The 24,848-nt window shown below is 66.6% G+C and carries 19 protein-coding genes; 15 read left to right on the plus strand and 4 right to left on the minus strand.

Annotated features, from left to right (window positions below):
- Positions 1 to 123: 123 nt before the first annotated feature.
- From AB0876_RS21825 to AB0876_RS21840, 4 genes are all read left to right on the plus strand, one after another.
- Positions 124 to 969, plus strand: coding sequence for an SDR family oxidoreductase (locus tag AB0876_RS21825; protein ID WP_526042931.1), 846 nt, complete (start codon positions 124 to 126; stop codon positions 967 to 969).
- Entirely contained in the window at positions 953 to 1,579 is a 627-nt protein-coding gene (locus AB0876_RS21830; protein WP_526042932.1) for a TetR/AcrR family transcriptional regulator, read from the plus strand. Before AB0876_RS21825 ends, AB0876_RS21830 begins: the two co-directional genes overlap by 17 nt.
- A 106-nt stretch (positions 1,580 to 1,685) precedes the next feature.
- Positions 1,686 to 2,516: an Abi-alpha family protein gene (locus AB0876_RS21835; RefSeq protein WP_491837204.1), complete on the plus strand. Its 831-nt coding sequence runs from the start codon at positions 1,686 to 1,688 to the stop codon at positions 2,514 to 2,516.
- Between the two features lie 31 nt (positions 2,517 to 2,547).
- Positions 2,548 to 3,870 (plus strand): DUF445 domain-containing protein, encoded by a 1,323-nt coding sequence (locus AB0876_RS21840; protein ID WP_491837205.1) that lies wholly within the window; start codon positions 2,548 to 2,550, stop codon positions 3,868 to 3,870.
- Here AB0876_RS21840 and AB0876_RS21845 read toward each other — a convergent pair.
- Positions 3,867 to 4,874 carry a LacI family DNA-binding transcriptional regulator gene (locus AB0876_RS21845; protein ID WP_526042933.1) on the minus strand — a complete coding sequence of 336 codons (1,008 nt, stop codon included), beginning with the start codon at positions 4,872 to 4,874 and terminating at the stop codon, positions 3,867 to 3,869. The two genes, AB0876_RS21840 and AB0876_RS21845, sit on opposite strands and share 4 nt — an antisense overlap.
- Before the next feature lie 158 nt (positions 4,875 to 5,032).
- Between AB0876_RS21845 and AB0876_RS21850 the strand changes: the two genes are divergently transcribed.
- Genes AB0876_RS21850 through AB0876_RS21865 form a run of 4 tightly spaced genes read left to right on the plus strand, consistent with a single transcriptional unit; the run spans position 5,033 to position 8,952 of the window.
- Complete coding sequence (locus AB0876_RS21850; RefSeq protein ID WP_491837207.1) at positions 5,033 to 6,358, plus strand: aryl-sulfate sulfotransferase; 1,326 nt, start codon at positions 5,033 to 5,035, stop codon at positions 6,356 to 6,358.
- Complete coding sequence (locus AB0876_RS21855) at positions 6,355 to 7,194, plus strand: ABC transporter permease (protein WP_491837208.1); 840 nt, start codon at positions 6,355 to 6,357, stop codon at positions 7,192 to 7,194. Before AB0876_RS21850 ends, AB0876_RS21855 begins: the two co-directional genes overlap by 4 nt.
- Position 7,195: 1 nt before the next feature.
- Positions 7,196 to 7,954, plus strand: a complete 759-nt coding sequence (locus AB0876_RS21860) for an ABC transporter ATP-binding protein (protein ID WP_526042934.1) — start codon at positions 7,196 to 7,198, stop codon at positions 7,952 to 7,954.
- A gap of 26 nt (positions 7,955 to 7,980) precedes the next feature.
- Entirely contained in the window at positions 7,981 to 8,952 is a 972-nt protein-coding gene (locus AB0876_RS21865) for an ABC transporter substrate-binding protein (RefSeq protein ID WP_491837210.1), read from the plus strand.
- Positions 8,953 to 8,955: 3 nt separating this feature from the next.
- Here the strand turns inward: AB0876_RS21865 and AB0876_RS21870 are convergent, their stop codons facing one another.
- Positions 8,956 to 9,735: a DUF3159 domain-containing protein gene (locus AB0876_RS21870; RefSeq protein WP_491837211.1), complete on the minus strand. Its 780-nt coding sequence runs from the start codon at positions 9,733 to 9,735 to the stop codon at positions 8,956 to 8,958.
- A gap of 82 nt (positions 9,736 to 9,817) precedes the next feature.
- Here AB0876_RS21870 and AB0876_RS21875 point away from each other — a divergent pair, with 82 nt between their 5' ends.
- The 7 genes from AB0876_RS21875 to AB0876_RS21905 all read left to right on the plus strand — a co-directional run bounded on the left by AB0876_RS21875 (position 9,818) and on the right by AB0876_RS21905 (position 21,326).
- A complete protein-coding gene (locus tag AB0876_RS21875; protein WP_526043047.1) occupies positions 9,818 to 10,537 on the plus strand; it encodes an oxygen-binding di-iron domain-containing protein in 720 nt (239 codons plus the stop codon).
- 19 nt (positions 10,538 to 10,556) lie between these two features.
- Positions 10,557 to 11,123: a hypothetical protein gene (locus AB0876_RS21880; RefSeq protein ID WP_491837212.1), complete on the plus strand. Its 567-nt coding sequence runs from the start codon at positions 10,557 to 10,559 to the stop codon at positions 11,121 to 11,123.
- A 10-nt stretch (positions 11,124 to 11,133) separates the two neighbouring features.
- Positions 11,134 to 11,757, plus strand: coding sequence for a TIGR03085 family metal-binding protein (locus tag AB0876_RS21885; protein WP_491837213.1), 624 nt, complete (start codon positions 11,134 to 11,136; stop codon positions 11,755 to 11,757).
- Positions 11,758 to 11,844: 87 nt separating this feature from the next.
- Entirely contained in the window at positions 11,845 to 19,356 is a 7,512-nt protein-coding gene (locus AB0876_RS21890; RefSeq protein WP_526043048.1) for an ATP-binding protein, read from the plus strand.
- Positions 19,357 to 19,378: 22 nt separating this feature from the next.
- On the plus strand, positions 19,379 to 20,308 hold the full coding sequence (locus tag AB0876_RS21895; protein ID WP_491837214.1) for an LLM class F420-dependent oxidoreductase: 930 nt from the start codon (positions 19,379 to 19,381) through the stop codon (positions 20,306 to 20,308).
- A gap of 39 nt (positions 20,309 to 20,347) precedes the next feature.
- The gene (locus tag AB0876_RS21900) at positions 20,348 to 20,830 is read left to right on the plus strand and encodes a hypothetical protein (RefSeq protein WP_491837215.1); all 483 of its coding nucleotides are present in this window, start codon (positions 20,348 to 20,350) and stop codon (positions 20,828 to 20,830) included.
- Positions 20,831 to 20,849: 19 nt separating this feature from the next.
- Complete coding sequence (locus AB0876_RS21905; protein ID WP_526042935.1) at positions 20,850 to 21,326, plus strand: hypothetical protein; 477 nt, start codon at positions 20,850 to 20,852, stop codon at positions 21,324 to 21,326.
- Between the two features lie 65 nt (positions 21,327 to 21,391).
- Here the strand turns inward: AB0876_RS21905 and AB0876_RS21910 are convergent, their stop codons facing one another.
- Together AB0876_RS21910 and AB0876_RS21915 are read right to left on the minus strand one after the other, a co-directional pair.
- Positions 21,392 to 23,257, minus strand: a complete 1,866-nt coding sequence (locus AB0876_RS21910; protein WP_526042936.1) for an Hsp70 family protein — start codon at positions 23,255 to 23,257, stop codon at positions 21,392 to 21,394.
- Positions 23,258 to 23,311: 54 nt separating this feature from the next.
- Entirely contained in the window at positions 23,312 to 24,802 is a 1,491-nt protein-coding gene (locus AB0876_RS21915; protein WP_526042937.1) for a dynamin family protein, read from the minus strand.
- Between the last annotated feature and the right edge of the window lie 46 nt (positions 24,803 to 24,848).

Below are 24,848 nucleotides of genomic sequence, written 5' to 3' on the forward strand. Positions count from 1 at the left end.
CGCTTTTCTCTGCAATCTGAGCGCTGTGGAATACCCGCGCCCATCGCGCAGTTACACCGACCGTCCCACAAAACTAAACTGGCCGTACAGTTCAGTTCCCCTCCAGAATAGGTGGTCAAAGACATGAGCGTTTGGTTCATCACCGGAGCTTCCCGCGGATTCGGCTTGCAGATCGCCCGCGACGCACTGGGCCGCGGCCATCAGGTGGTCGCGACTGCGCGTGACGCGTCCGCCGTCACCGCCGCCCTCGGCGAGAACGACAACGTGCTGGCGGTGGCGCTGGACGTCACCAACGAGGAGCAGGCACAACAGGCCGCGCAGGCGGCCGTGGATCGCTTCGGCCGCATCGATGTCCTGATCAACAACGCCGGACGTGGGCTGCTGGGAGCTGTCGAGGAGGCCACCGACGCCGAAGTGCGGGCCGTGTACGACACCAACGTATTCGGGCTGCTGACCGTCACCCGCGCGGTCACCCCGGTGCTGCGGGCACAACGGTCGGGCACCATCGTCAACATCTCCTCGGTCGGCGGATTCGTCGGCTCACCCGGCTGGGGTGTCTACGCATCGACCAAGTTCGCAGTCGAGGCGATCTCCGAGGCCCTCAACGCCGAACTGAAACCGCTCGGCGTGCACGTCATGGTGGTCGAGCCCGGCTACTTCCGCACCGACTTCCTCGATTCATCGAGCCTGCAGACTCAGCGCAATATCATCGACGACTACGCCGACGGGCCCGCCGGACAGATGCGCGTCGCCGCCGGTGAGCGCAACCACGACCAGCCCGGCGATCCGGTGAAGGCTTCCGGCGCCATCATCGATGTCGTCGAATCCTCGCAGCCGCCGCTGCGCCTGCTGCTGGGCAACGACACCATCGCGGCCGTCGAGGCCAAGATCGCCCACGTCCAGGGCGAGCTGGCCCAGTGGCGAAGTGTCTCGGAATCAACGGATTTCGACGATGTCAGCCAGGACTGACGTACCGGCCAGTGGGGCGGGCGAGTTCGTCCGCCCCACCGGCGCACGCAGCGACCGAATCCACCAGGCCATCCGGGTCGCCACGGCCGAGCTGCTCGACGAGGGTGGATTCCCGGCAGCCACCATGGACGCGATCGCGGCGCGATCCGGCGCCAGCAAGGCCACCCTCTACAAACACTGGCCATCACGGACCGCCGTCGCGGCCGAGGCGTTCGGCACCACGATGGCCGAAGCGCTGCCCTTGCCCGATACGGGCAGCACGGCAGGCGATCTCACCGAACAGGTGGTCCGGGTCTCGTCGTTCTACGCCAGCCCCCGAGGCGAGGTGTTCGCCCAACTGCTCGCCGCCTGCGTCGAAGATGCAATGGGCGCAGCGTATTTCCGGGAGTACTTCCTGAGCGGTCGGCGCGCGGCCATCACCGAGCTGTGGCAGCGCGGAGTGGATCGCGGCGACGCCGACGCCGACACAGCCATCGACGATGTGATCGACATACTGTTCGGTCCGCTCATCTTCCGCCGGATGACGGGCCACTACGCGCTGACCGAGGAGCATGCCCGCCAACTGGCGACGACGGCGTTGCGCGGATTACTCCCCAACACCACCTCCTAGCTCACAAACCCCACCAACCACCTGCGACTTCGGCACCTCACAAGGCGACCAGGTACGGTGCCCACAGCTCGGGGACAGCGGTAGGTGGGGAGGCGATCGATCAGTCATGTCAGAAGAACTGTCGAAGAGGGGTCCGGACGACACGGCGTCCGATGACGCTCCGGCACGCCGCAAGAATATGCAGCGGCGGGCGTTCAAGTTCGCCACACCCGTCGGCGAGATCGCCATCGCGATCCGCACCCCACGCAACGAACGCCCACTTCTGCCGAAGCGCTACGACCCGTTCGGGATCGCCGATCGTGCGCTCGACGCCGCCAAGACCAGCATGAAGCTGGCGGCCTGGGGTGAAGAGCAACTGGCCACACTGGTGAAGAACCGGCTGGAGGCCATCGATTCGGCGGCGCCCCGACCGGTGACCATCGCCACGCCGGAGGAGCCGACGCCCGAATCGCTCAACACCAAGATGGACCGCCTGCTGGACCGGGCCCTGGATCAGAGCACGTCGGGCAGTCAGGTGGAGCTGTACCACCGGCTGCTCGACCAGCTGGTGGCCGACGAGGCGCGGATCCTCGGCGCGCTCTCCGAAGGTGACGCCTCGCCGCTGGTCAACATCCACACCTGGACCCGATCACGCACCCCAGGTCAGGCAGTGCTGGAGAACGCCTGCCTGATCGGCCGCACCGCCAATGTGGCGTTGCCCGCCATGGTCCCGCAGTACGTCGGTCATCTGCTGTCACTGGGTCTGGTCGAGACCGGTCCCGAGGACCCGTCGCAGAAGGCCGAGTACGAGGTGCTCCTGGCGGAGCCGATGGTGTTGCAGGCGATCAAGAACGGATCCCGCGGTCCCCTGGCCGCGCGGGTGGAGAAGCTGACCCTGTCGCTGTCGGGGCTCGGGCGCGGTTTGTGGGAGTCCGCGGTGCAACGGAACGGTTTGTGACGCCCAGCGAGAAGCCGAAGGCGGATCGCGCATGAGCACAACGGAGACAATCCTCGCCGTCCAGACCTGGCAGGAGATCAAGGCCGATTTCAGCGTCAACTGGCTGATCTACCTGTCCATGCCGTTCGTCGCTGCGTTCGTCGGCTGGAGCACCAAGATCGTCGCGCTGGAGATGATCTACCGGCCGATGGAGTTCAAGGGCGTCGGCCCGTTCGGCTGGCAGGGCATCGTGCCACGCCGGGCAGGCAAGGTGGGCTCGAAGACCATCGAGCTACTCACCCAGAACCTCCTCAAGCCGGAGGAACTGCTCGAAAGGGTCGACGCGAAGGAAGCTGTCAACGCGCTGCGCGAGCCGCTGACCCAGGTGGTCGACGAGATCTCCCGCGACCTCGCCGAGCAGATCCGCCCCGGGCTGTGGGACTCACTGCCCGATGCGGCGCGCAACGCGATCCAGGCCCGCATCCATGACCAGACCCCCAAAGTCGTGGAGAAGATGCTCAACGAGATGCGGGCGGACCTCAACAGGTTCGTCGACATCCAGTTCCTGGCCGTGACGACGCTGGTCCGCAACAAGGACAAGCTGAACAAGCTGATGCGCGGACTCGGTGACAACGCCATGGCGTTTGTCCGGCGCAGCGGCATCTACTTCGGCCTGGTGATCGGCGTGGTCCAGATGGTGGCCTGGGCGCTGTTCCAGAACCCGTGGATCATGCCGGCATTCGGTTTCGGAGTCGGCTTCATCAGCGACTACATCGCACTCAACATGTTGTTCCGGCCCGTCCACCCGACGAAGTATCTCGGCTTCATCCCCTTCCAGGGGTTGCTGCACGCTCAGCGCGACATCATCACCAAGGACTATGCGCGAATCCTGGCCGAGGACCTGTTCTCCCCCGAGATCCTGTTCGACGGCGTGCTGCGCGGTCCGGGTGCCGACAAACTGTTCTCACTCGTCGGCAAGGAGGTCGAGGCGGCCATCGACGCGCAGACCGGCATCGCCACCCCGCTGGTGAAGTTCGCGGTCGGCACGCAGCGCTACAACGCGTTCAAGGACAACCTGGTGCAGATGGTGCTGGAACGTCTCCCCACCACATTGGTCGATGCGCAGGACTACGCCATGGGCGCCCTCGATCTCGAACAGACCATCATCGACAAGATGGGCCAGCTCACCAATGAGGAGTACGAGTCGATTTTGCGGCCCGTGTTCAAGGACGACGAGCCGACCATGATCGCCGTCGGCGCCGTCCTGGGCGGTGTGGTCGGCGAGATCCAGGTGCAGGTCATCGAGCACTTCGGGCACGACCCCGAGTCGGCCAACGCGCTTCCTGATCTCGTCCGTACCGTCTTGCACCACTAGGCACAACCGCAGGTCTCCCCCACCTTCAGCGTCGGCGCGAAACCATCGTCGGGGAGCGGGGAATCGCCCAGTAACCGGCCGAGAGCCTGATGGGCCAGGGCGTCGACCGGTTGCTGCACGGTGGTGAGCCGCAGCCGTCCGTAGTCGGCAGCGCTGCCGTCGAACCCGACCACCCGGATGTCGTCGGGGATCCGCAGGCCCGCATCGGCGACCGCGCGGATCGTGGCGGCGGTCTGGCCGTAAGTTCCGACGACGAGCGCCCGGGGCGCCCGTGCACCACCACTCAGAAACGCGCTGACCGCACCGTAGGCGCCGGACGGGGTGAGATCCGTGCGGATGATCGGTAGATCCTGGTCGACGACGGAGGCGACACCTTCGAATCGCTGCTGCACGGTCTCCCGGTCGCCGTGGCACACATCGGCTTCGGTGAAACCGCCGACGAAAGCGAGGTCGCGGCAACGGTGAACGTCGAGCAGGTGCCGGGCGATGAGTTCGCCGGCATGGACGTGATCGATTCCCACGATGTCCGCCTCGACCGCACCCCGGATGTTGTGCATCCACACGACCGGAATGTGTTCTCGCCGACAGAGATTCGCTGTGCGCGGGGCGTTTGCCGCCCCGACCACCAGCAGCCCGTCGACACCGACCTCGGCGAACGCGGTGGCGAACTCGAGCTCACGCTCGGGGTCGTATCCGGTGTTGCCGATCAGGGTCAGGTGATCGCGCGCCCGGGCTTCCACTTCGATGCGCCCCACGAACTCACCGAACAGGGGCAACGTGAGGTCGGGAACCAGCAGTCCGATCTGCCGCCAGCGCCGGGGCCGACGCAACGCGCGGGCACGCCCATCCGGCCGGTAGTTCAGATCGTCGATCGCACGAAGCACCTTGGCCCGTAACAACTCTGATACTGGACGTGGCCCGTTGTTGAGGACATAGCTCACCACCGCCGTCGAGGTGCCGGCGCGGTTGGCCACGTCGGCCAGGGTCGGACGTTTACCACTCACAACGGCTGGAGCCTCCGCTCGTCGGTGACCGCTCGAAAGAGTTCGAATCACCACGATTGTGACGGTTCCATCCAGGTTTCGCCTGCCTCACGCTAATCGATTAGAACCGTAACGAGGAGGACCCGTGGTTGTAACCGGACGTTGGTGGAGTAACTGACATGGCATTCGTACGACTCACCGGAGTCACCTATCTCGACCCCGAACTCGCCTACGACAGCTACGTCCTGTTCACCGGTGCCGACGGGGTCACCCGACTGATCGACCTCAACGGCACCGTGGTGCACGAGTGGCCGTATGCCGGTGTGCCGCCCCGCATCCTGGATCCGGCTCTCAACGGCGGGCGCCTGGGCGACGTCGGGGTGCAACTGTCCGACAGCGACGACGCCCGCGGCGGCATCTACGCGAACGGCACCATCGGCCAACTCGACTGGGAGGGTGAGACCGTCTGGGAGTGGGGCACCCAGGCCCCCGGCGGCGCGGCCCGCCAGAACCACGACTGGGAGTTGCTAGCCAACGGCAACCGCCTGATCCTGACGACCGTTCCCCGGGTGGTACCCGGTCTCGGTGACCACACCGTCGGAGATCAGGGGCTCTACGAGGTGACGCCCGAGGGCGACGTCGTCTGGCAGTGGCTGGCCGGCAATCACCTCGACGAGTTCGGATTCTCCGAGGCAGGTTGGGATGCGTTGCGCCAGGCCGTGGCTCGCGATCCCGACGATCCGTGGGGCTATCTGGAGATGAACAGCGCCAAGACGCTCGGACCCAACCGGTGGCATGTCGACGATCCGTCGTCCGTGTTCCACCCCGACAACATCCTGATCAGCTTCCGCAAGGCCAACATCATCGCGCTGATCGACAAAGCCTCCGGGGCAATCGCCTGGAAGCTCGGGCCCTACCACGACACCGAGTTCGGCGCTCAGCATCAGCGTATCAACGTGCACAAGGTGCCACGCCCGGTCGATCAGACGTCCGGCCAGCACAACCCGCACATGATCGCCGCGGGCCTGCCCGGGGCGGGCAACGTCCTGGTGTTCGACAACCAGGGCGGCGCCGGATACCCGGCCGCTCCGCTGGGTATCTACGCCGGGTCCCGGGTACTCGAAATCGACCCGGCCACCAGGGAAATCGTGTGGCAGTACACCGCTGAGGACTCGGGTCTGCCGTCGTGGACCTTCTTCAGTTCGTTCGTGAGCAACGCGCAGCGTCTGCCCAACGGCAACACCTTGATCACCGAGGGGATGCAGGGACGGTTGTTCCAGGTCACCCCGGATGGTGACGTGGCGTGGGAGTACCACAGCCCTTATCAGGGCTACGGGGTGGCCGGTGAGCCCGAGGTCAAGCAGACCAGGGTGCCCGGGGTCGACCGCCTGACCCGCACGGCGCTGGTGTACCGGTCGCAGGCCGTGCCGTTCGACTGGGTGCCGGCGGGCACCCCGCGCGAACCGCTGCGGACCGTCCGGCCGGATCCGGAACTCCTTCCGTGACAGCCGGTTTAGCGGTCCGCACGCCCGCGGTAGGCCGCGCTCACCGAACACGTCCGGCCCGACTGCGGTCGGCGTTCGCTCGACTGGGAGTTCTCGGCTGGACGCTCGCCGGGTTGGGGATCGCCGCGGCTCTGTGGTCGTTGATCGTGGCGACCGGGCGGTTCCCGCGACAGCTGTTCCCGAGCGTGCCCGAGATCCTCGCCGCCGGTCACACCCTGTGGACCGAGGGTCTGCTGGCCGCCGACATTCTCGCCAGCCTGCAAAGGGCAGCAGTCGGTTTCGCCCTCGGCGCCGGTATCGGCATCATCGTCGCGATACTCACCGCGACGACAACTGCCGGCCGCAACCTGCTGCAACCGGTGCTGCGGGTGTTCTCGCCGATCCCCACGATCGGTCTCGTCCCGCTGGCGATCCTGTGGTTCGGGCTGGGCGAGAACAGCAAGCTCCTGGTCATCGCGCTCGGAGTGTTCGTCCCGGTGTGGATCAACAGCCACTCCGGGTTGGCGAGCACCCCGGTCGACTATCTGAAGGCCGCTCGCTGCCTGGGGGCCGGCCGTTGGCAGACCCTGTCGCGGGTGGTGCTGCCCGAGGCGGCTCCCGACATCGCGTCGGGACTGCGAGTGGGTGCAGCGATGGCATTCGTGCTCATCGTGGTGGCCGAGATGACGGGCACCACATCGGGTATCGGGTACCGGATCTCTCAGGCGCAGTTGTTCTCGCAGGCCGATCGGCTGATCTTCTGCCTGATCATCCTGGGCATCGTCGGTGCCCTGTGTGACCTGCTGGTCGCCTCGGCCACGTCCCCGTTCACCCGTTGGGCCCGAGAGGAGCGCTGAGATGGCCATCCAGACCCATGACCTCGTGGTGCGGTTCCCCGGCAAGCAGGAGCCGACCCTCAAGGGCATTTCGCTGACCGTCCCGGACGGCTCTTTCTCGGTTCTCGTCGGCGCCTCCGGCAGCGGCAAATCGACTCTGCTGCACTGTCTTGCCGGCCTCATCACCGCGACCTCGGGTTCGGTGACCGACAACGGTGAGACAGTCAGCGCACCGCATCCTCGTCGGGGCGTCGCCTTCCAGCGCGACGTGCTGTTCCCGTGGATGACCGTCGCGGACAACATCGACTTCGCCCTGACGGCCCGACGATTGCCGAAATCGCAGCGCCGGGACACCATTCACGAGTTGCTCGAGTTGGTGGGCCTGCGTGACGAGGTGGCCGCACAACGTCCCGGTGAGCTGTCCGGCGGCATGCGGCAGCGGGTCAGCATCGCCCGCGTGCTGGCCGGGGAGCCGACCGTCATGTTGATGGACGAACCGTTCGCGGCGCTCGACGCACTGACCCGGCTGCGCATGCAGGATCTGCTGATCGATCTGTGGACGCGGCTGAACCGCACGATCGTGTTCGTCACGCACGACATCGACGAGGCGATCCGGCTCGGAGACACCGTCAGTGTGCTGCGCGACGGGCAGATCGCCGATCAGATCACCAACCCGCTCAGCCGCCCCCGGCCGGCCGATGCGCTGGCAGACCAGGCCGGCTACAGCGAGATCCGCAAGACCCTGCACCACCAGCTCGGCATCGACCACGCAATGCGCTGACGTCCACCCACGAAGGAACCCATAACGTGAAGATCCCTTTCCGGCGCATCGTCGCCGCTGCAGTCGCCGCTGCCGCCCTCGCTGTGACAAGCACCGCCTGCACCGACCCGGGCACCGCGAACGCCGATCAACTCACCGTCGGGTTCGTCGTCGACCCGTCCTGGGCGCAGGTCCCTGTCGCCGCCGACACCGGCCTGTTCGGCAAGCACAACGTCAACGTCAAAGTGGTGAACTTCCAATCCGGTGTCGAGGCGCTGCAGGCCGCGGCCGCCGGACAGGTCGACATCACCACCGCGGCCGACGTACCCACCTCGGCCGCGCTGACCCGCACACCCACGCTGCGGGTGATCGCCGACGGATCCCGTTGGGAAGGCTCACGGATCGTCGCCCGGCGCAGCGCGGGCATCAACACCGTCGCGGATCTGGCCGGCAAGTCTATCGGCACTCCGCTGGGCACCAGTGCCGCCTACTACGTGTCGAATGCCCTGGCGCAGAACAACATCAACGCTGAGCTGGTGCAGGTCGCACCGTCGGCGATCGTCACTGCCGCCACCCAGCGCAATGTCGACGCGGTGTCGATCTTCCAGCCCTACCAGGCGCAGACCATCAAGGCTCTCGGCGACGACGCGGTGGCACTGAGCGGTGGAACCTACAACCAGCACAGCCTGTTCGTCGCGACCGAATCCGCCGTCGCAACCAAGGGCAAAGCGATCACCGCGTTCCTCACCGCCCTCGGTGACGCCGGCGCCGCCCTGTCCCGGCACGACAAGGCCGCCACCGACGCCGTAGCCAAAGCCACCCAGCTGGACCCTGAGCTGCTCGGCACCGTACTCGGCGAGTTCGACTTCACCCTGCAGCTGAATCCGGACCTGGCCGACAAGCTGGCCGAACTCGGGGCGTGGGCCAAAACCCAGAAGTCCATCGACCCCGGCACGCAACTGCCCGACTACGCGAAGTTCCTCGACAACCAGTTCCTGCCGCAGCTGAGCAAGTCCTGACAGCTAGGTGGCCCGAGCCCGCACGTCGCGTCGTCGCAACAGCGCCGTTCCGAATGCGCCGATCACCACCAGGTCAGCAGCCACCCCGCTGCTGACCGCGGCCAGCAGCCAGCCTGCGACACCGGTGGCCAGCACGAACGGCGGCAGCCACTCGAACACCCGCGACCATGACGGCACCGGATGCAGCGCATGTGCTGCATCCTTCGCGCGGGCGTAGTCGGGATAGAACTCGGTGACGGCCACCGCGAAGAACAGTGCCGCCAGCTGCAGAATCCAGCCGGTCCAGAAATTGTCGGTGCTGCCGAAGAACACATCCCCGAAGAAACCGACCGACGCCGAGAAGCCGAACGCGGCCGCCCACACCGCGGTCACCACCATGTTGGTGCGCTTGAACAGCGGCGTGTCCCAGCGGTCCGGCGGGGTGATGTCGCGTGCGTACGCCGTCGTGTACGGCCGGCCGATCATCAGGCTGGACAGGGCGAAAATCGCCAACGAGGCGTTCGTGATCTCCCCCGACCACATCTCCAGCCACGTCTTCTGCCCACGGGAGGCCACCAGGCCGACGGCGGCCAGCACCACGAAGAAGGAGACGCCGAGCACCTCCAGCACGTGTACCGGAATATTGCGGCGACGGTCCAGCGCCAGGACCAGCAGCGAGAAACCGAGCGCACCCCACACTGCGATCTCGTAGCGGCCCGGCCCGGCCAGAATCGCCATCAACGCCCACGGCACGATCCCGGACAACGGGGAGTCCAGAAACGCATCGAGGGCCTTGCCGAGCACGCGACGACGGTAGGTGACCCAGCTGGGAAAATCCCAAGACGTCGGGTTCCCGGGGGCGGACCATGGAGTTATGGCCTCCGACCTGGGAACCCGCGTCGACGAGATCGCCCCGGACATCTACCGGCTGTCCACCTGGATACCGGGGATCACCGAGCACGGCTTCACCTTCAATCAGTTCCTGCTGACCGGGGACGAGCCGTTTCTGTTCCACACCGGCCATCGGTTCCTGTTTCCGCAGGTGTCAGCGACCATCGAGCGAGTCCTGCCGCTGACCCGACTGCGCTGGATCTCCTTTGGCCACCTAGAGGCCGACGAGTGCGGCGCGGTCAACCAGTTCCTGGCGGCCGCACCGCACGCCGAGGTGATCCACGGTCCGCTCGCGATCATGCTGTCGCTGAACGACATGTGCGACCGTCCGCCGGTCGCCGCACCTGCCGAGGCCGCGCACGACATCGGTGGACATCGGCTGCACTTCATCGCCACCCCGCATGTGCCGCACAACTGGGAAGCGGGACTGTGGTTCGACGAGACCACGTCCACGCTGCTGGCCGGTGACCTGTTCACGCACACCGGCCAATGTCCGGCGCTCACTGAATCCGATTGCGTGGCACCGGCGTTGGAGGCCGAATCACTGTTTCACGCCACCGGCCTGACCACCAACCTGCTTCCCACCCTGGCCCAACTCGCCGAGCTGAACCCCACCACCTTGGCCCTGATGCACGGCGCGTCGTTCCGCGGTGACGGCGCCGGGCAGTTGCGGGAGCTGTCCGACGGTTACGCGGGGTTGTTCGGCGCGTCATAGCCGGCCGTGACCATGCGCGATGCGTAGCCTTGGCGCCGTGAAGGCGTGGCAAATCGTGAGCGCCCTACTGGCCGCCGGCGTCCTGCTGTCCGGCTGCCAATCGAGCATCGAAGGCACCCCGGCCACCAGTCCCCAGTCACCGACCGAGCCGAGCTTCCCGACCGCGCGGCCCACCCGGTCCAGCCCGGCACCCCCGCCGAGCACCACGGCTGCGGCTCCACCCAGCACCTCCCGCGCGCCGTCCGGCGCCACCCCACTGGAGCCCGAGAACGGGTACGTGTTCATCGAGACCAAATCGGGGAAAACGCGTTGCCAGCTGTCCAAGCAGGACGTCGGGTGCGAATCCGACTTCGCCGACGCCCCGGTGGTCGACGGTGAGCACGCCAACGGCGTCAGACTCACCGCCGACGGCCAGCTCAAGTGGGTGCTGGGGAACCTCGGCGACATTCCGGTGGTCACCCTCGACTATCGCAAGTACAGCGCGGTGGGCTGGACCATCGATGCGAGTGAAGACGGCACCCGGATCAGCAACGACGGCACCGGTCACGGGATGACCATCGCTGTCGAAGGCGTGAAAACCTTCTAGAGTCGAACTTATGACTGTCGCTCGGCGCGAACGTGCCGCACTGGTCGAGTCCATGCGTGCCGCGGGTCCTGATGCGCCAACCCTCTGCGAGGGCTGGACTGCCCGCGATCTGGCCGCCCATCTGGTGGTGCGCGAGCGGCGCCTCGATGCCGCTCCCGGCATCCTGGTACCTCAGCTCGCCGGCTACACCGAGCGCGTGCAGCAGAAGGTCACCGAGAGCACCGAATGGGACGACCTGGTCGATCAGATCGAGGCCGGTCCGCCGCTGTACTCACCGTTCAAGCTGCTGGACCCGCTGGTCAATGTGGCCGAGATGTTCATCCACAACGAGGATGTGCGCCGGGCTCAACCCGGCTGGGAGCCAAGAGATCTCGATGACGCCACGGTGTCCGCACTGTCCCGCGGCATCGGTGCGATGGCCCGCATGACGATGGGCAAATCCCCCGCCCGGGTGACCTTGACGACGCCGCAGGGCAAGACGCTGGCCACCGTCGGCTCCGGCCCGGAGGTCACGGTGACCGGCGATCCGGGCGAGTTGCTGATGTTCGCCGCCGGGCGCGAGCAGGCCCGGGTGACGTTCTCCGGCGACGACGACGCCGTCGCCGCACTGCGTGCCGCCGGCCGCGGACTGTAGAAACGCAGGTCATCCGCAGCTTTACCCGTTCTTGACCGTGCGTTGAATCGCCACCCTGACGATCAGCGCGTGAGTACGCTTTTATCGGTGGAGCTGGGGGTTTTGGGACCTCTTCAGGTCCGATTGGACGGTGCGCCCGTCGCAGTGCCGGGCGCGAAGCCGCGCGCCATCCTCACGATGCTGGGTCTGCACGGCGGTTCGGTGGTGCCGGCCGATGTGCTCATGGAGTTGCTCTGGGGCGACGATCCACCACGCACTGCCGCCAAGGCGCTACAGACTCACATCTCCTCACTTCGTCACACCCTCGGCGACGGCTTCGTGCTGACCGAAGGGACCGGCTGGCGCCTGAACACGGCCGAGACCGATGCCGCGCGGTTTCAGTCGCTCACGAAAGCGGGCCGGGACGCCCTGGCCGCGGGAGACACCAGCGCTGCGCTCATCCGGTTCGATGAGGCGGCGAGTTTGTGGCGAGGCGTCCCGGAACTTCCCGACGGACGGCGGGGTGTGTCCGAGAAGACCCGGTGGATCGAGGCCCATGCGGCACTGGTCGAGGACCGGGCCGACGCGCTCCTCGCGACCGGCCGTGCCGCGGAGGTCGTCGGCGACCTCGAGGCAGCGGTGGCGGATGCGCCGTTGCGCGAGCGACGTTGGGGTCAGCTGATGCTCGCGCTCTATCGGGCAGGCAGGCAGGGTGAGGCGCTCGGTGCGTACCGACGGGCCCGGTCGCTGCTGGCTGATGAGCTCGGTGTCGACCCGGGACCGGAGCTCCGGCGGCTGGAGGCCGCCATCGTCGCACAGGATACCGAACTCGATATCCCTGCGATCCAACATGTTCCGTCAGTGACGCGTGCCGTGACGTTCCTGTTGACCGACATCGAGGGGTCCACTGCCGCGTGGGAGGCCGACGCCGACGCCATGGCTGTGGCACTCGCCCGCCACGACGAACTCGTCGAACAGATCGTCACCTCTCGCGGAGGTCGGCTGATCAAGACGCGCGGGGAGGGCGACGCCACCTTCTCGGTCTTCGACCGCCCGTCCGCCGCCGCGGCTGCCGCGATCGAGTTGCAGGATGCCATCTTTCACGAGCCGTGGGCGCCGGCCGACCCCATGCGTATCCGGGTCGCATTGCACACCGGGGAAGCCGAGCTTCGCGACGGCGACTATTTCGGTCGGGCCGTCAACCGCGCCGCCCGACTGCGCTCGCTCGCTTCCGGTGGCCAGACCTTGTGCTCGGGCGGGACGGCCGAGCTGGTGATCGACTCCCTGCCCGACGACGTCGCGCTCGCCGACCTCGGCATGCGGCAGCTGAAGAACCTGACGCGCCCTGAGCATGTTTTCGAACTCCGTCTACAGACCGACGAAAATCCGCCGCCGGCAGGCGATACCACGATCGATCGGCCGATGATGCCCACAGTGCTCGGCGGACCCGGTCCTTTCGTCGGACGTAATCACGAGCTCGCAGAGCTTGTCGCCGCATGGCAATCGGCGCTTACCGGCGGCACCCGCGCGGTCCTGATCGCGGGCGAACCCGGGGTGGGCAAAACCCGTCTAGCCGGCGAATGGGGCCGGCAGGCCTACGAGCAGGGTGCGGTAGTGCTGTACGGACGTTCTGACGAGGACCTCGGCGCTCCGTATCAACCCTTCGCGGAAGCCCTGCGCACGCTCGTGCCCTGCATCGGTACCGCCCGCCTGCGCGGGCTGCGCGGCGTCGAGGCATTACTACCGCTGGTTCCGGGTTTGTCCGACGTTCTCCCCGATCTCGCGGCACCGCCGCGCGGCGATCCCGACACCGAACGCTATGCGCTGTTCGACGCGGTCGTCGCACTGTTGGGTCTCGCCTCGGTAGACGTGCCCATCGTCCTGGTACTCGACGACCTTCACTGGGCGGCCAAACCCACGCTCCTGCTCCTACGCCATCTTCTGCGCTTCGGCGAGCACGCCCGCGTCCAGATCATCGGGACGTATCGAAGTACCGACCTCGACCGGTCGCACCCCTTGGCGGCGATGCTGGCCCACCTTCACCGCGACGGCAGTGCTAATCGCATTGCCCTGGGCGGCCTCGACGAGGACGACGTCAGCGCGTTCGTCGCCGAGGCCGGATACGACGACGAAGAGTTGGCCCGCGCGTTGGCATCGGTCACGGGTGGCAACCCGTTCTTCCTCATCGAGGCATTGCGCCACGTGGAGGAAAGCGGTGGACACTGGGACCCGAGCACGCTGCCGCAGGGGGTCCGGGAAGCCGTGAGCCGCAGACTTTCTCGGCTCCCTGCGGAGACCAACAAGGCACTGGCCGCGGCTGCGGTGGTCGGAAGTCAGTTCTCCCTCGACCTGGTTGAGCACGTGATCGGCCAGGATCTCGTCGATGCGTTCGACGAGGCTTGCCAGGCTGGCATCGTCATCGAGGAACCCGGTGGTCTCTACCGCTTCAACCACGCCATCGTCCGGCAATCTCTGCTCGCTGAACTCGCCTCCGTACGTCGCATGCGGCTACACCAGCGGATCGCCACGACGTTGGAGACGATGCCGGGCGCCGACGCCGAGCTCTTGTCTGAGCTGGCTCACCACTACTTCGAATGTGCCTGGGCGGGAAACGCACTCAAGGCCGTCGAATACTGCCGCCGTGCCGCGGACCAGGCTATGGCACGACTGGCGTACGAAGGCGCCGCCGACCTCTACGACCATGCCCTGCACGCGCTGGACGAACTGGACGACGAGCTGCCCGACCGCGACGACCAGCGCGTCGAACTCCTGGTGGCGCGGTGCGAGGCGCTGCTGGCCGCGGGCGATGTGTCCTCGGCGACTAGTGCGGTATCGCAACTGAAAGAGGGCACACGCCATTCAGCGCGTCTCGCTGCATGGGCGACGTGCTTCGAGGGTCAGCTCTCGATGCTCGTCGACCCCGAACGCCTGGACGAAATCGAATGCGCGGTGGCTGAGGCTGCCGTCAGGCTGGCCGAATTACATGACGCCGCAGGGGAAGCGAAGGCGCACACCGTGCGGGCGGGATGCCTGGCGCGCCTCGGACATGTCGCCGACTGCGAGCTGGCTTTGGACAACGCGCTCACGGCGGCGCGCCAGGCACGTGAACACCGGCTGGTGAACGCGGTGCTGGCGGGTGCCCCTCTGGCGGCACTGTGGGGACCCAATCCCGTTCCGCGTGCAGGCGGACGATGTCTTGACGTAGTACGACTGCTACGGATTACAACCGATTCTCCTGCGGTCGAAGCAACGTCGACACGCTGCCAGGCTGTGTTGGAGGCGTTCCGTGGCCGGGCCGCAGCAGCTCGACGGATGATCGACTCCGCGGCGCGCACCGTGACCGACCTGGGCTTGCGCCACGCTCTCCTTGAAGTCGACCACTTCGCCGGCATCGTAGAACTGGTGCTCGGCGATCCCGCTGCAGCCGAGCTGCATCTTCGCCTGGCCTACAACGGCTTCCGCCGGATGGGCCTGGACGCCGACACGGCGGAGTCGGCCGCTCTGTTGGCACGCGCCTGCCTCTGGCTGGACCGGGACGTCGAGGCCGACGAATTGTGTTCGGAGAGTGAGCGACTTGCCGGGCACGCACTGAAGGCGTCGATCGCGTGGCGGACTGTTCGGGCACAGCTGCTTTCCCGCGCGGGCGCCCATGCAGAGGCCCGACGAGTAGCCGAAGAGGCCGTGGCCATTGCCGAACGCACCGACGCCTTGGTCGATCACGGTGACGCATGCCTGGCTTTGGCGACGGTGCTGGGCGACGCCGGCGACGTTGCGGGAGCACGGGCTGCAGCGGAGCGGGCGGCGGATCTGTACGGACGCAAAGGCGCTGTGGCGCTTGTGGAGAAGGCATGCCGTATTTTCGGGCACCAGGTTTCGCCGGCTTGGGACACTGCAGTTGAAGCTCCTGTCGCCGAACGGGACAACCAATGTTTGCGAGTGATCAGTCGGTTGCACGATGCTGTTGCACGCGGAGCCTGGGCAGAGGTCGAGCCGATGCTCGCACCCAACGTCACCGTTGAGAACCGGCGGCGGATAGTCGGGTTTGAGCGCGTCGACTGTCCACCCGGTGTGTGGGTACGGTCGGCACAAGGTTACCTTGACGCGGGTGTGGCTCGTATCGATCGCGTGGTGCTCGCTGTCCGAGGAGAACGGCTGGCACTCTTTCGATTGACGTTGGGCACGGTAGACGGCAGCCCCGGAGCACCGCAAGACGAGCTGCTTCGGCTGATGGGGATCGATGAGGACGACCGAGTATGTCTGCACATTTCGTTTGACCTCGACGACATCGATGCCGCAATGGCCGAACTCGACGCCCAGCACGCGCGATTCGAGGCGCTGCAACTAAACGCTAAGTCGCAAGTGCCCCAACGGTATTTGGATACTTCCTGCACACAGGCAAGCGGACGAGCGGTGGCCGCTATCGATGCCGAGGCGTGGGACGAATTTGAGGAGGTGTTCGCCCCCGAAGGCTACATCGAGAGTAGGCGCAAGCTCGTCGGCTTCAAGCGGACCGAGTTCGCACCGCGCGACGTGGTGCACCAGACGAGGTGCGATCTCGAGAACGGAGTCATGCGCGCGAGCCATGTCATTATCGCCGTACGAGGAGAACGCCTGGCTCTCGCACGGCTCACCTTGGGCACTGTCGATGAAAGCCCCGGCGCACCACGGGACGAACTGCTCCAGGTGTACAGCATCGATGAGGGCGGCCGAATCGCCGCGCAAACATGGTTCGACGTCGACGACATGGACGCGGCGCTCGCCGAACTCGATGCTCGATATCTTGCAGGTGATGCGGCGCCGTATTCCGAAACATGGTCCGTCATCTCGCGCGCGTTCGCCACACTGAACAGGCGCGAGGTTCCACCGATATCGCCGGATTGGGTCAACATCGATCACCGGCGCGGAACAGGTTTCGCAACCGGTGACCAGATTGCCTACATCCAAGCCTCCTGGCAAGACACACCCGATATCCGTATCCACCCCACCGTCGTGCATCGGCTGACAAAATCGGGAGCGGTCGTGGCGAGCATCGCGCGGGGCACATCAGACGACGGGTTCGACGCTGAGTGGAAGGGCGTGGAGCTTTTGATGGTCGACGGCGAGCTCATCACCCGCTGCGAAATCTTCGACGAGTCGGACCTCGACGCTGCATTGGCCAGGTTCGACGAACTCGGCCGGCGACCGGAGAACACAGCAAGTCGCGTGTACCGGAACATCTTGGCGAACTTCGCCGTTCGAAATTGGAACGCTATTCGGGAGATCCTGGCGGAGGACATTTCAACCGAGGATCGTCGTCGAGTGGTGAACGCCGGCCGCCAACAGGGACGTGACGCGGTGATCGCCGAGATTTCGAGCATTGCCGATGTCGGGGTCACGAAACTCCAGTTAGAAATCATCGCAACCCGTGGCGGACACCTCGCGTTGAGTCGGTGCCGTGCATCGGCGACAGACCAGCGATCCGAGTCCTTCCGCAGCGACCTTCTAGACATCATCGAGGTGAACGCCGACAACCAAGTTCTGGCACGTATTGTTTTTGATCCCGACGACTTCGACGCCGCGTTCGAAGAACTCGACGCGCGGTACCTCGCCGGTGAGGCGGCGGCGTGCGCACAAATGTGGTCGGTCATCGCCCGGAATGTGGCGGCTTTCAACCGGCGTGAGCCGTTGATGACGACACAGAGCTTGGTAACTATCGATCACCGGCGCGCGACAGCATTCGAACCCGGTGACATCACCCCGTACATCCATGCGACATGGGATGTCGCGCCGGACATCAACCTCTATATCGAGGCTGTACATCGGCACAGTGATTCCGGAGCGCTCTTTACCCAAGTGTTGAAAGGCACCTCGCAAGAGGGCTTCGACGCCGAGTGGCGGGACGTCATCATCCTCACCGTCGATGGCGAGCAGCTCAGCAGCTTGGAGGTCTTCGACGAGGCAGACCTCGATTCTGCGCTCGCACGGTTCAACGAACTCAGTCGCCCGGCACAGCCAAGCAACGCGGCGAGCCGCACGTACGAGCGCTTGCAGAAGTGTTTTATTGAACCGGATCTGGATGCGATGGAGGCCATGCTGGCCGACAACATGGTCAGTGAGGACCGCCGACACATCGTAAGCACCGGAATCCGTCGCGGTCGGGATGCCGCCCTCGAAGATGCCCGCGCGGTCGCTGGGCTCGGCGTCAGGAACACAGCGGCAACCGTCATTGCGACGCGCGGTGAGCGCCTCGCACTCAGGCGCTCCCGATATGCAAACCGCGATGAGCAGGTCGACGGGTTCCATGTGGAAATTCTCGAGATCATTGCGTTGGACGACCACGGGCTCATCGCCGCCGTCGTCACCTTCGACTCCGACGACTTCGACGCCGCACTCAAAGAACTCGATGCCCGCTACCTCGCAGGTGAGGCCGCGACCCATACGCAGACGTGGTCGACGACCATAAGCACATACGCTGCGCTGAATCGGCATCAGCTTCCCGCGGCCACACCAAATTGGACGGATGTCGACCACCGGCGAACAGTCGCTATCGCGGCCGGTGGTCTGGGAGCGTCACTCCGCGCGATCTGGGACATCACGACACAAGCCACCATCTACGTCGAGGCGGTTCATCGGCTCAGTGACGTCGGAGTGGTCGTCACTCATATGGCGACAGCAACCTCTCAAGAGGGTTTCGATGCCGAGTGGCGGGACGTTTGCATTTTGACCGTGGAAGGCGACCGAATCAGGCTCGGCGAAGTGTTCGACGAGGCAGACCTCGACGCTGCACTCGCGAGGTTTGATGAACTTATCCAGCCAGTGCCACGGCTGTGCAACTCGGCATCCCGCATATTCGAACGTATCCACAACAATTACGCCGCAGGTGACTGGGAGGCTGTGTCCGAAGCGCTGTACCGTGATGCCGCGATCGACGATCGCCGCCGGTTTGTGGGTGACGGTTCGCGGCACGGCCGTGACGCCGTGATCGCACACGGCCATGCCGTCGTCGACGTCGGACTGAAAACCGACGACGTCACAACCATCGCGATCCGTGGAGATCACCTCGCTCTCACTCGTGTTCAGGTGAGTAAGTCCGGAAGCGAGCCGGATCGATTCAGCATCGACGACTTGCAGGTGGTCGAGATCGACGCGAATGAGCGAATTTTGGCGATCGTCGTGTTCGACCTAGACGACATCGACTCTGCCCTCGCCGAGTTGGATGCCCGCTACCTCGCTGGCGAGGCTTCGGCCTATGCGCATACCTGGTCAGTGATCACACGAACCATCGCCGCGGCCAACCGTCACGAACTACCCTCGACCACGCCCGACTGGGTGAATATCGACCACCACCGAGCGACCTCCTTCGAGCCCGGTGGCCTGAACGCATACATCCGTTCTTCGTGGGACGACATGCCCGAAGGTCGCATCTACGTCGAATCCGTACACCGGTTGAGCGGCTGCGGCGCGGTCATCACTCATGCGGCGGAAGGGGCCACGCCCGAGGGCTTCGAGGCCGATTGGCGGGGGATCGACATCATGATGGTCGAAGGCGATCTGATCAGTCGCAGCGAGCTATTCGAAGAGTCGGACCGCGATGCGGCGCTCGCGAGGTTTGACGAACTCAGTCAGCAGCCGCCCACTTGAGATCGCCGATAGGCTGGCATCCGTGGATTTCCGTGTGTTCGTCGAACCCCAGCAAGGCGCTACCTACTCCGATCAGCTCGCGGTGGCCCGCGCCGCCGAAGCGCTCGGCTACTCGGCGTTCTTCAGGTCTGACCACTACCTGGCGATGAGTGGCGACGGGCTGCCCGGGCCGACCGACTCCTGGGTGACGCTGGCCGGCATCGCCCGCGAGACCTCGACGATCCGGCTTGGCACCATGGTCACCTCGGCCACCTTCCGCCACCCTGGACCATTGGCCATCTCGGTGGCACAGGTCGACGAAATGAGTGGTGGCCGTGTCGAACTGGGCCTCGGTGCCGGCTGGTTCGAGGCCGAGCACCAGGCCTACGCCATCCCGTTCCCGCCCCTGGGCGAGCGATTCGACCGGCTCGAAGAACAGCTGCGCATCCTGACCGGCCTGTGGGGAACGCCCGTCGGCGAGACGTTCGACTTCACCGGCAAGCACTACACAGTCGTCGACTCACCGGCCCTGCCCAAGCCCACGCAGTCGTCCGTTCCGATCATCATCGGCGGCATGGGCGCCAAGCGCACACCGGCGCTGGCTGCCGAGTTCGCGGCGGAATTCAACATCCCGTTCGTGCCGCTGGACACCCTCAAGACGCAGTTCGCGCGGGTGGCCGACGCGGTGGTCGCGGCCGGACGAGCCGCGGACTCCCTGACCTACTCGGCGGCGTTCGTGCTGTGCGCGGGCCGCGACGAGGCGCAGATTGCCGAACGCGCCGCGGCGATCAACCGCGAGGTCGACGAGCTGCGCAGCAATTCACCGCTGGTCGGTACGCCCGCCGAGATCGTCGACAAGCTGGGCCCCTTCCTGGAGGCCGGTGTGCAGCGGGTTTACCTGCAAATGCTCGACCAGTCGGATCTGGATCATCTCGAGCTCTTCGCCGGTGATGTCATCCGTCAGTTGAGCTGACCGAAGCCCGCTTCAGGGCCGGGCATAGTATCGGTGCCCGTGGCCGGTGACGAGGACGATCAGGGGCAGCCTCCCGAGGCGCCCTGGCATCACTCGACGCCGGCAGTCGCGGGGGCCAGCGCTGCAGCCCTCGCCGTGATCGGCTTGGTGCTGTGGGCGGTGATCTCGCTGACCAGCTCCGGAGGACCCGAGGACGCTCCCATCGATTTCGTCCCGCCCACCTATACGTCGACCTCGAAGACCACGAAGTCCACCACGACCCGGACCACCACCTCCCGCCTGCCGGTGACCACCGAGTTCGTCGTGCCGTCCGATACCACGACCACCACGCCGTCGGAGACGACCGAGACCTCGCCCACCACGTCGTCCGAGACCACCACTACGACGACAACGACGACCACCACGACAACGACCTCGCCGTCGTACACGCAGCCGGGCGCCGACTACGGCGAGTACCCCACGACGCACTACCGGCCGCGCACCAACGTGACACGCACGCTGTATCCCCCGCCGGGCGGCTGACCGCGCCTACCATCGGCGCGTGTCGAATTATTACGACGACGACGAGCCCACCCAGTACGCGCCCAGCTACGGCGAGTATTCCGAAGCGCCCGCGCCGCCCACTCCCGAGCCCGTCCCGTGGTACCGCAAGCCCGCCGCGCTGATCGGCATGGGCGCTGGGGGTGCAGTCATCGCCGCGCTGGTCATCTATGCCCTGGTGCAGCTGTTCTCGTCCGATTCCCCGTCGACGACCACCACTACCACCACGTCGACCACGTCGACCACGGCAACCACCACGACATCGGTCGCCACCTCGGCCCCGGTGGTTCCGGCGCCGACTCACACCGTCACCGAGACGGTCGTACCGACCACCACTGTCGAGGAAACCACCGCCACGACCACGACTACTGAGCCCGTCACGACGACCGAGACCACGACCACGACGACGGCCCCGCCGACGACAACCACGACTGCGCCGGTGACGACGACAACGGCGCCGCCCGCAGGCAACCCCTAGCTGGCTCGGCACTCAGTGCGGCGGATTGCAGTCACTATCAAGCAGCAATCCGCCACGTAAGCGGTTCAGGGCGCGGGCGCAGCTGAGGTGGGCGTGGCTGCGGGCGTGGGCTCGGGTGCCTTGGTGGGCTCCGGCGTGTGCGTGGGCTCGGGCGAATGCGACGGCTCCGGCGTATGTGTGGGCTCAGGCGTCGGCTCCGGCGTATGTGTCGGCTCTGGCGTCGGTGAAGGAGTCGGCGACGGGCTGGGCGCAGGCACCGGCGGCGTGAACGTCGGGATCGGCAACTGCGGAAGCGTGACGGGCGGAAATACCAACGGCGGCATCGGAATCGGCGGCAGTGCTACCGGAGGCGCAGGCAGCGGCGCGGGTGCCGGAGCGGCCGGCGGTGGCAGAGGTGCCTGCGGCGCGGGAACCACTCGCTGCGGAACAGGTGGACTCTGTGCGCTCTGCACCATCCGTGGCGCGGCCGCCGGGCGCGGCGCAGCCTGTGCGGGCTCACCACGACCAGTACCAGTCCCAGTGCCAGTGCCAGGACCTGGCCAGGATGGATCACGCACCACCACGGTCCGAGTCGGCGGTGCGGGCGCGGACTGGGCCAGCGGGGACTCAGCCGGATCCGTCTGCGGCGCCGTCAGTCCGGATACCGCGGAGTCGAGGCGGTCGGCGCGAGCCGACAACACCATGCCGACGGTGCCGACAACGGCCAGGAACACCGCCGCATAGGCCACCACGCCGCCGCGCCGGTACCAGGCAACACGCGCCGGAGCGGGCGCCACAGGTGGTTCGGAGAACACGAATTCGGGGCGGGCCGAATCCTCGGTCACCGATTCGGGAATGAACTCGGCGACCTCAGCCGCCGAATCTTCCACCGACCAGGCCAGGGCGGACGCGGCCACCGTGCCGGTCGCCGAAGCCCAAGCCGAGACAGCAGACGCAGCCACAGGAGCAGCCACCGGCCCAACCGCCACCTGCGTCGCGGTCTCGTCGACCCCGCGTCGGGCCAGCAGGCCGGCTCCGACCGCAGCGATCACCTGGGCCTGCGGCACGGTGGTGACCGGAAGCCGGAAAGCCGATGAAAGCCGTTGGGTGACAAGTGGTATCCGCGCTCCGCCGCCGACGGTGACCAACGCCGCAAGCTGTGCGGGGTGAATACCGTTGCGGCGCAGCAGGTCCAGCAGGACTTCGATAACGCCACTCAAAGGTCCGTCCACGACCGCGTCGAGCTCGGCACGGGTGAGCCTCATCGCGCTGCGAACTCCGGCCAGGCTGGTGGCGCTCTGATCGCTCAACCGTTCCTTGGCGTCGCGGCACTCATCCCGCAGCCGGGCCAGTGTGGTCACCGCTGCGGTACCGGCGGGTTCGGCCTCCAGATTGCGCAGGACGAGTCGCAGCAGTTCCTGGTCGATCAAATCGCCGGAAAACTCGTCGAACCGCACCGTCTGGCCGATGGTCGCGAATCCCGCGGCAGCGTCGGCCAAGGTCAGGCTGGTGCCGGTCCCGCCGAAGTCGCACAGGGCGACCGCGCCACGGGCGGGCAGACCCGGGTACGACTGAATGGCCGTCAACGCTGCGACGGAATCGGGAACCACCCGGACGCCGGGCATCGCCCGTCGCGCAGAATCGAAGGCCGCCGAGTTCCAATGCGCGGGCACCGCCACCACCGACGCATCCGGACGGTGCGCGGGGCTGACCTCACGCGTCAGCGCCTCGATCGCCGAGGCCAACAACTGCTCCGCGCGATGGGTCGAGCCGTCGGCGGCGACCAGCGGCACCGGATCGCCGACCCGTCCCACGAAATCGGTCAACACCAGCTCGCCATCGGCCGAGGACGGCGCACCGATCACCGGCCCACGATGCCCGGACACGGTGAGCACCGCCCGCCGCACCAACGGCGTGTGGTCGGCGATCGCCACCAGATTGGTCGCCCCCACGGACAACCCCAGGCAATCACGCATACCTCTATGTCGGCGGCGGGGCCCGATTCGTTAGTGCCGCGCCGAGTACTCGGCCACCAGCGCCTCGGCGCTGCGCACTGCGGCCCGACAGGCCCGCGTGGTGAAGGGGTCGTTGAGGGGATGCTCGGCACGCCGCCGCCAGCGCTGCGCCGCCGCGAAAGCCGCGCGGGGACCGTCGAACGGCGCATCGGGCTGCAGCCCGAGCCGGCTGGCCGCATCGGTGCCCGAGCCACCGATGATGCGGCGCAGCGACGCCATCTCGTCCTCGTTCAGCGTCGTGGGGCGCGAGCGCAACAGGCTGAGCAACCGCAGCTCTTCGAAGGCGTGCGTGTCGGCGAGCAGCGGGTCGATGTCGGCGAGGATGTAGGGCGTCGCGTAGATCGGGTTGTGCTGCACGAACTGCCGCAACGACAGCAGCGCCGTGTGCGCCTTGAGCAGCTCCGAACGTTGCGCGAACTGCTGGTCGATGACGTCGCGCAGGGCGATCAGGCCGCTGCGTTCCAGCAGTTCGTCGGCCAGGGCCACGGAGTCGGACACCCCGGCGTGCATCACCGCGATCGAGATCCGGATGCCGAACATGCCGAACCGGTCCAGCAGCGCCGCGCGGGTGGCTGCGTCGACCGGCAGCGAGCTGTCCTCACGCACGAACCGGTCCACCGAAAGCATGGCCTTCGTCAGCTGGGCCGGCTCGATGCCCGCGAGCTTCTGCAGCGCGACGAACTCGCTTTGCCGCAGGGTGCGGGCGGTCAGCGCCAGCAGGCCGGACACCGGGACCACGGCCTGGCAGATCCCGGTCTTGTCCATCTCCTCGGTGAACCGCTTGGCCACGTCCTTGGCCGACATCATCGCGTCAATGCGCCCGGCACCGATCTCGTCGGCGCGCGACGCCACCCCGATGACGCCGAGCGCACCGGACGACCCGCCGACGAGTTCGCCGATCTGTTTGAGCAGGGCGATGTCGGCGGCGTTGAGGGTGCGCAGCAGGAACACCACGGCATCGACGCGGGGCACGCCGTCCTCGGGCACCAGGAGCCGGTGGGTCCGCATCGACACGTCTCGCGACAGCGACGAGGTTCCCGGGGTGTCGATGATCGTGGTGTCGATGAGCTCGGCGGCCGGCCACTCGACGTCGAGATCGACTACGTCCTCGGGGTTCAGCCCGGCGAAGCTGAAGGTGAGACCGCGATCGTGCGGGTCCCGCGCGATCGGCACATTGGCGCGCCGCCCGCCGCGGTGGTTGGCGGTCACCTTGGGTGTGGGCCCATGCCGGAACCAGGTGACGATGCGGGTCGCCTCGGTGGCGTCGGTGGGCGCGATGTCCTCCCCGACCAGGGCGTTGACGAGCGTCGACTTACCCGCCTTGAGCGTGCCGGCCAACGCGATGCGGATCGGCTGGTTGAGCCTGCGCCCGATGCGGTCGAGCTCGTTGTGTACATCGGGCCGATTGCGGTAGGCCGGATCGCCCCGGTACGCCTTGATGGTGCCGCCCAGAATCGAGCGCACCTGATCGGCCGTGCTCACGCTGCGGGGTCCAACCTTTCGACGCTGGGTAACCCTTCGAGCTTAA

It is taken from the genome of Mycobacterium sp. NPDC049093 (assembly GCF_040704635.1).
Taxonomy (GTDB): domain Bacteria; phylum Actinomycetota; class Actinomycetes; order Mycobacteriales; family Mycobacteriaceae; genus Mycobacterium.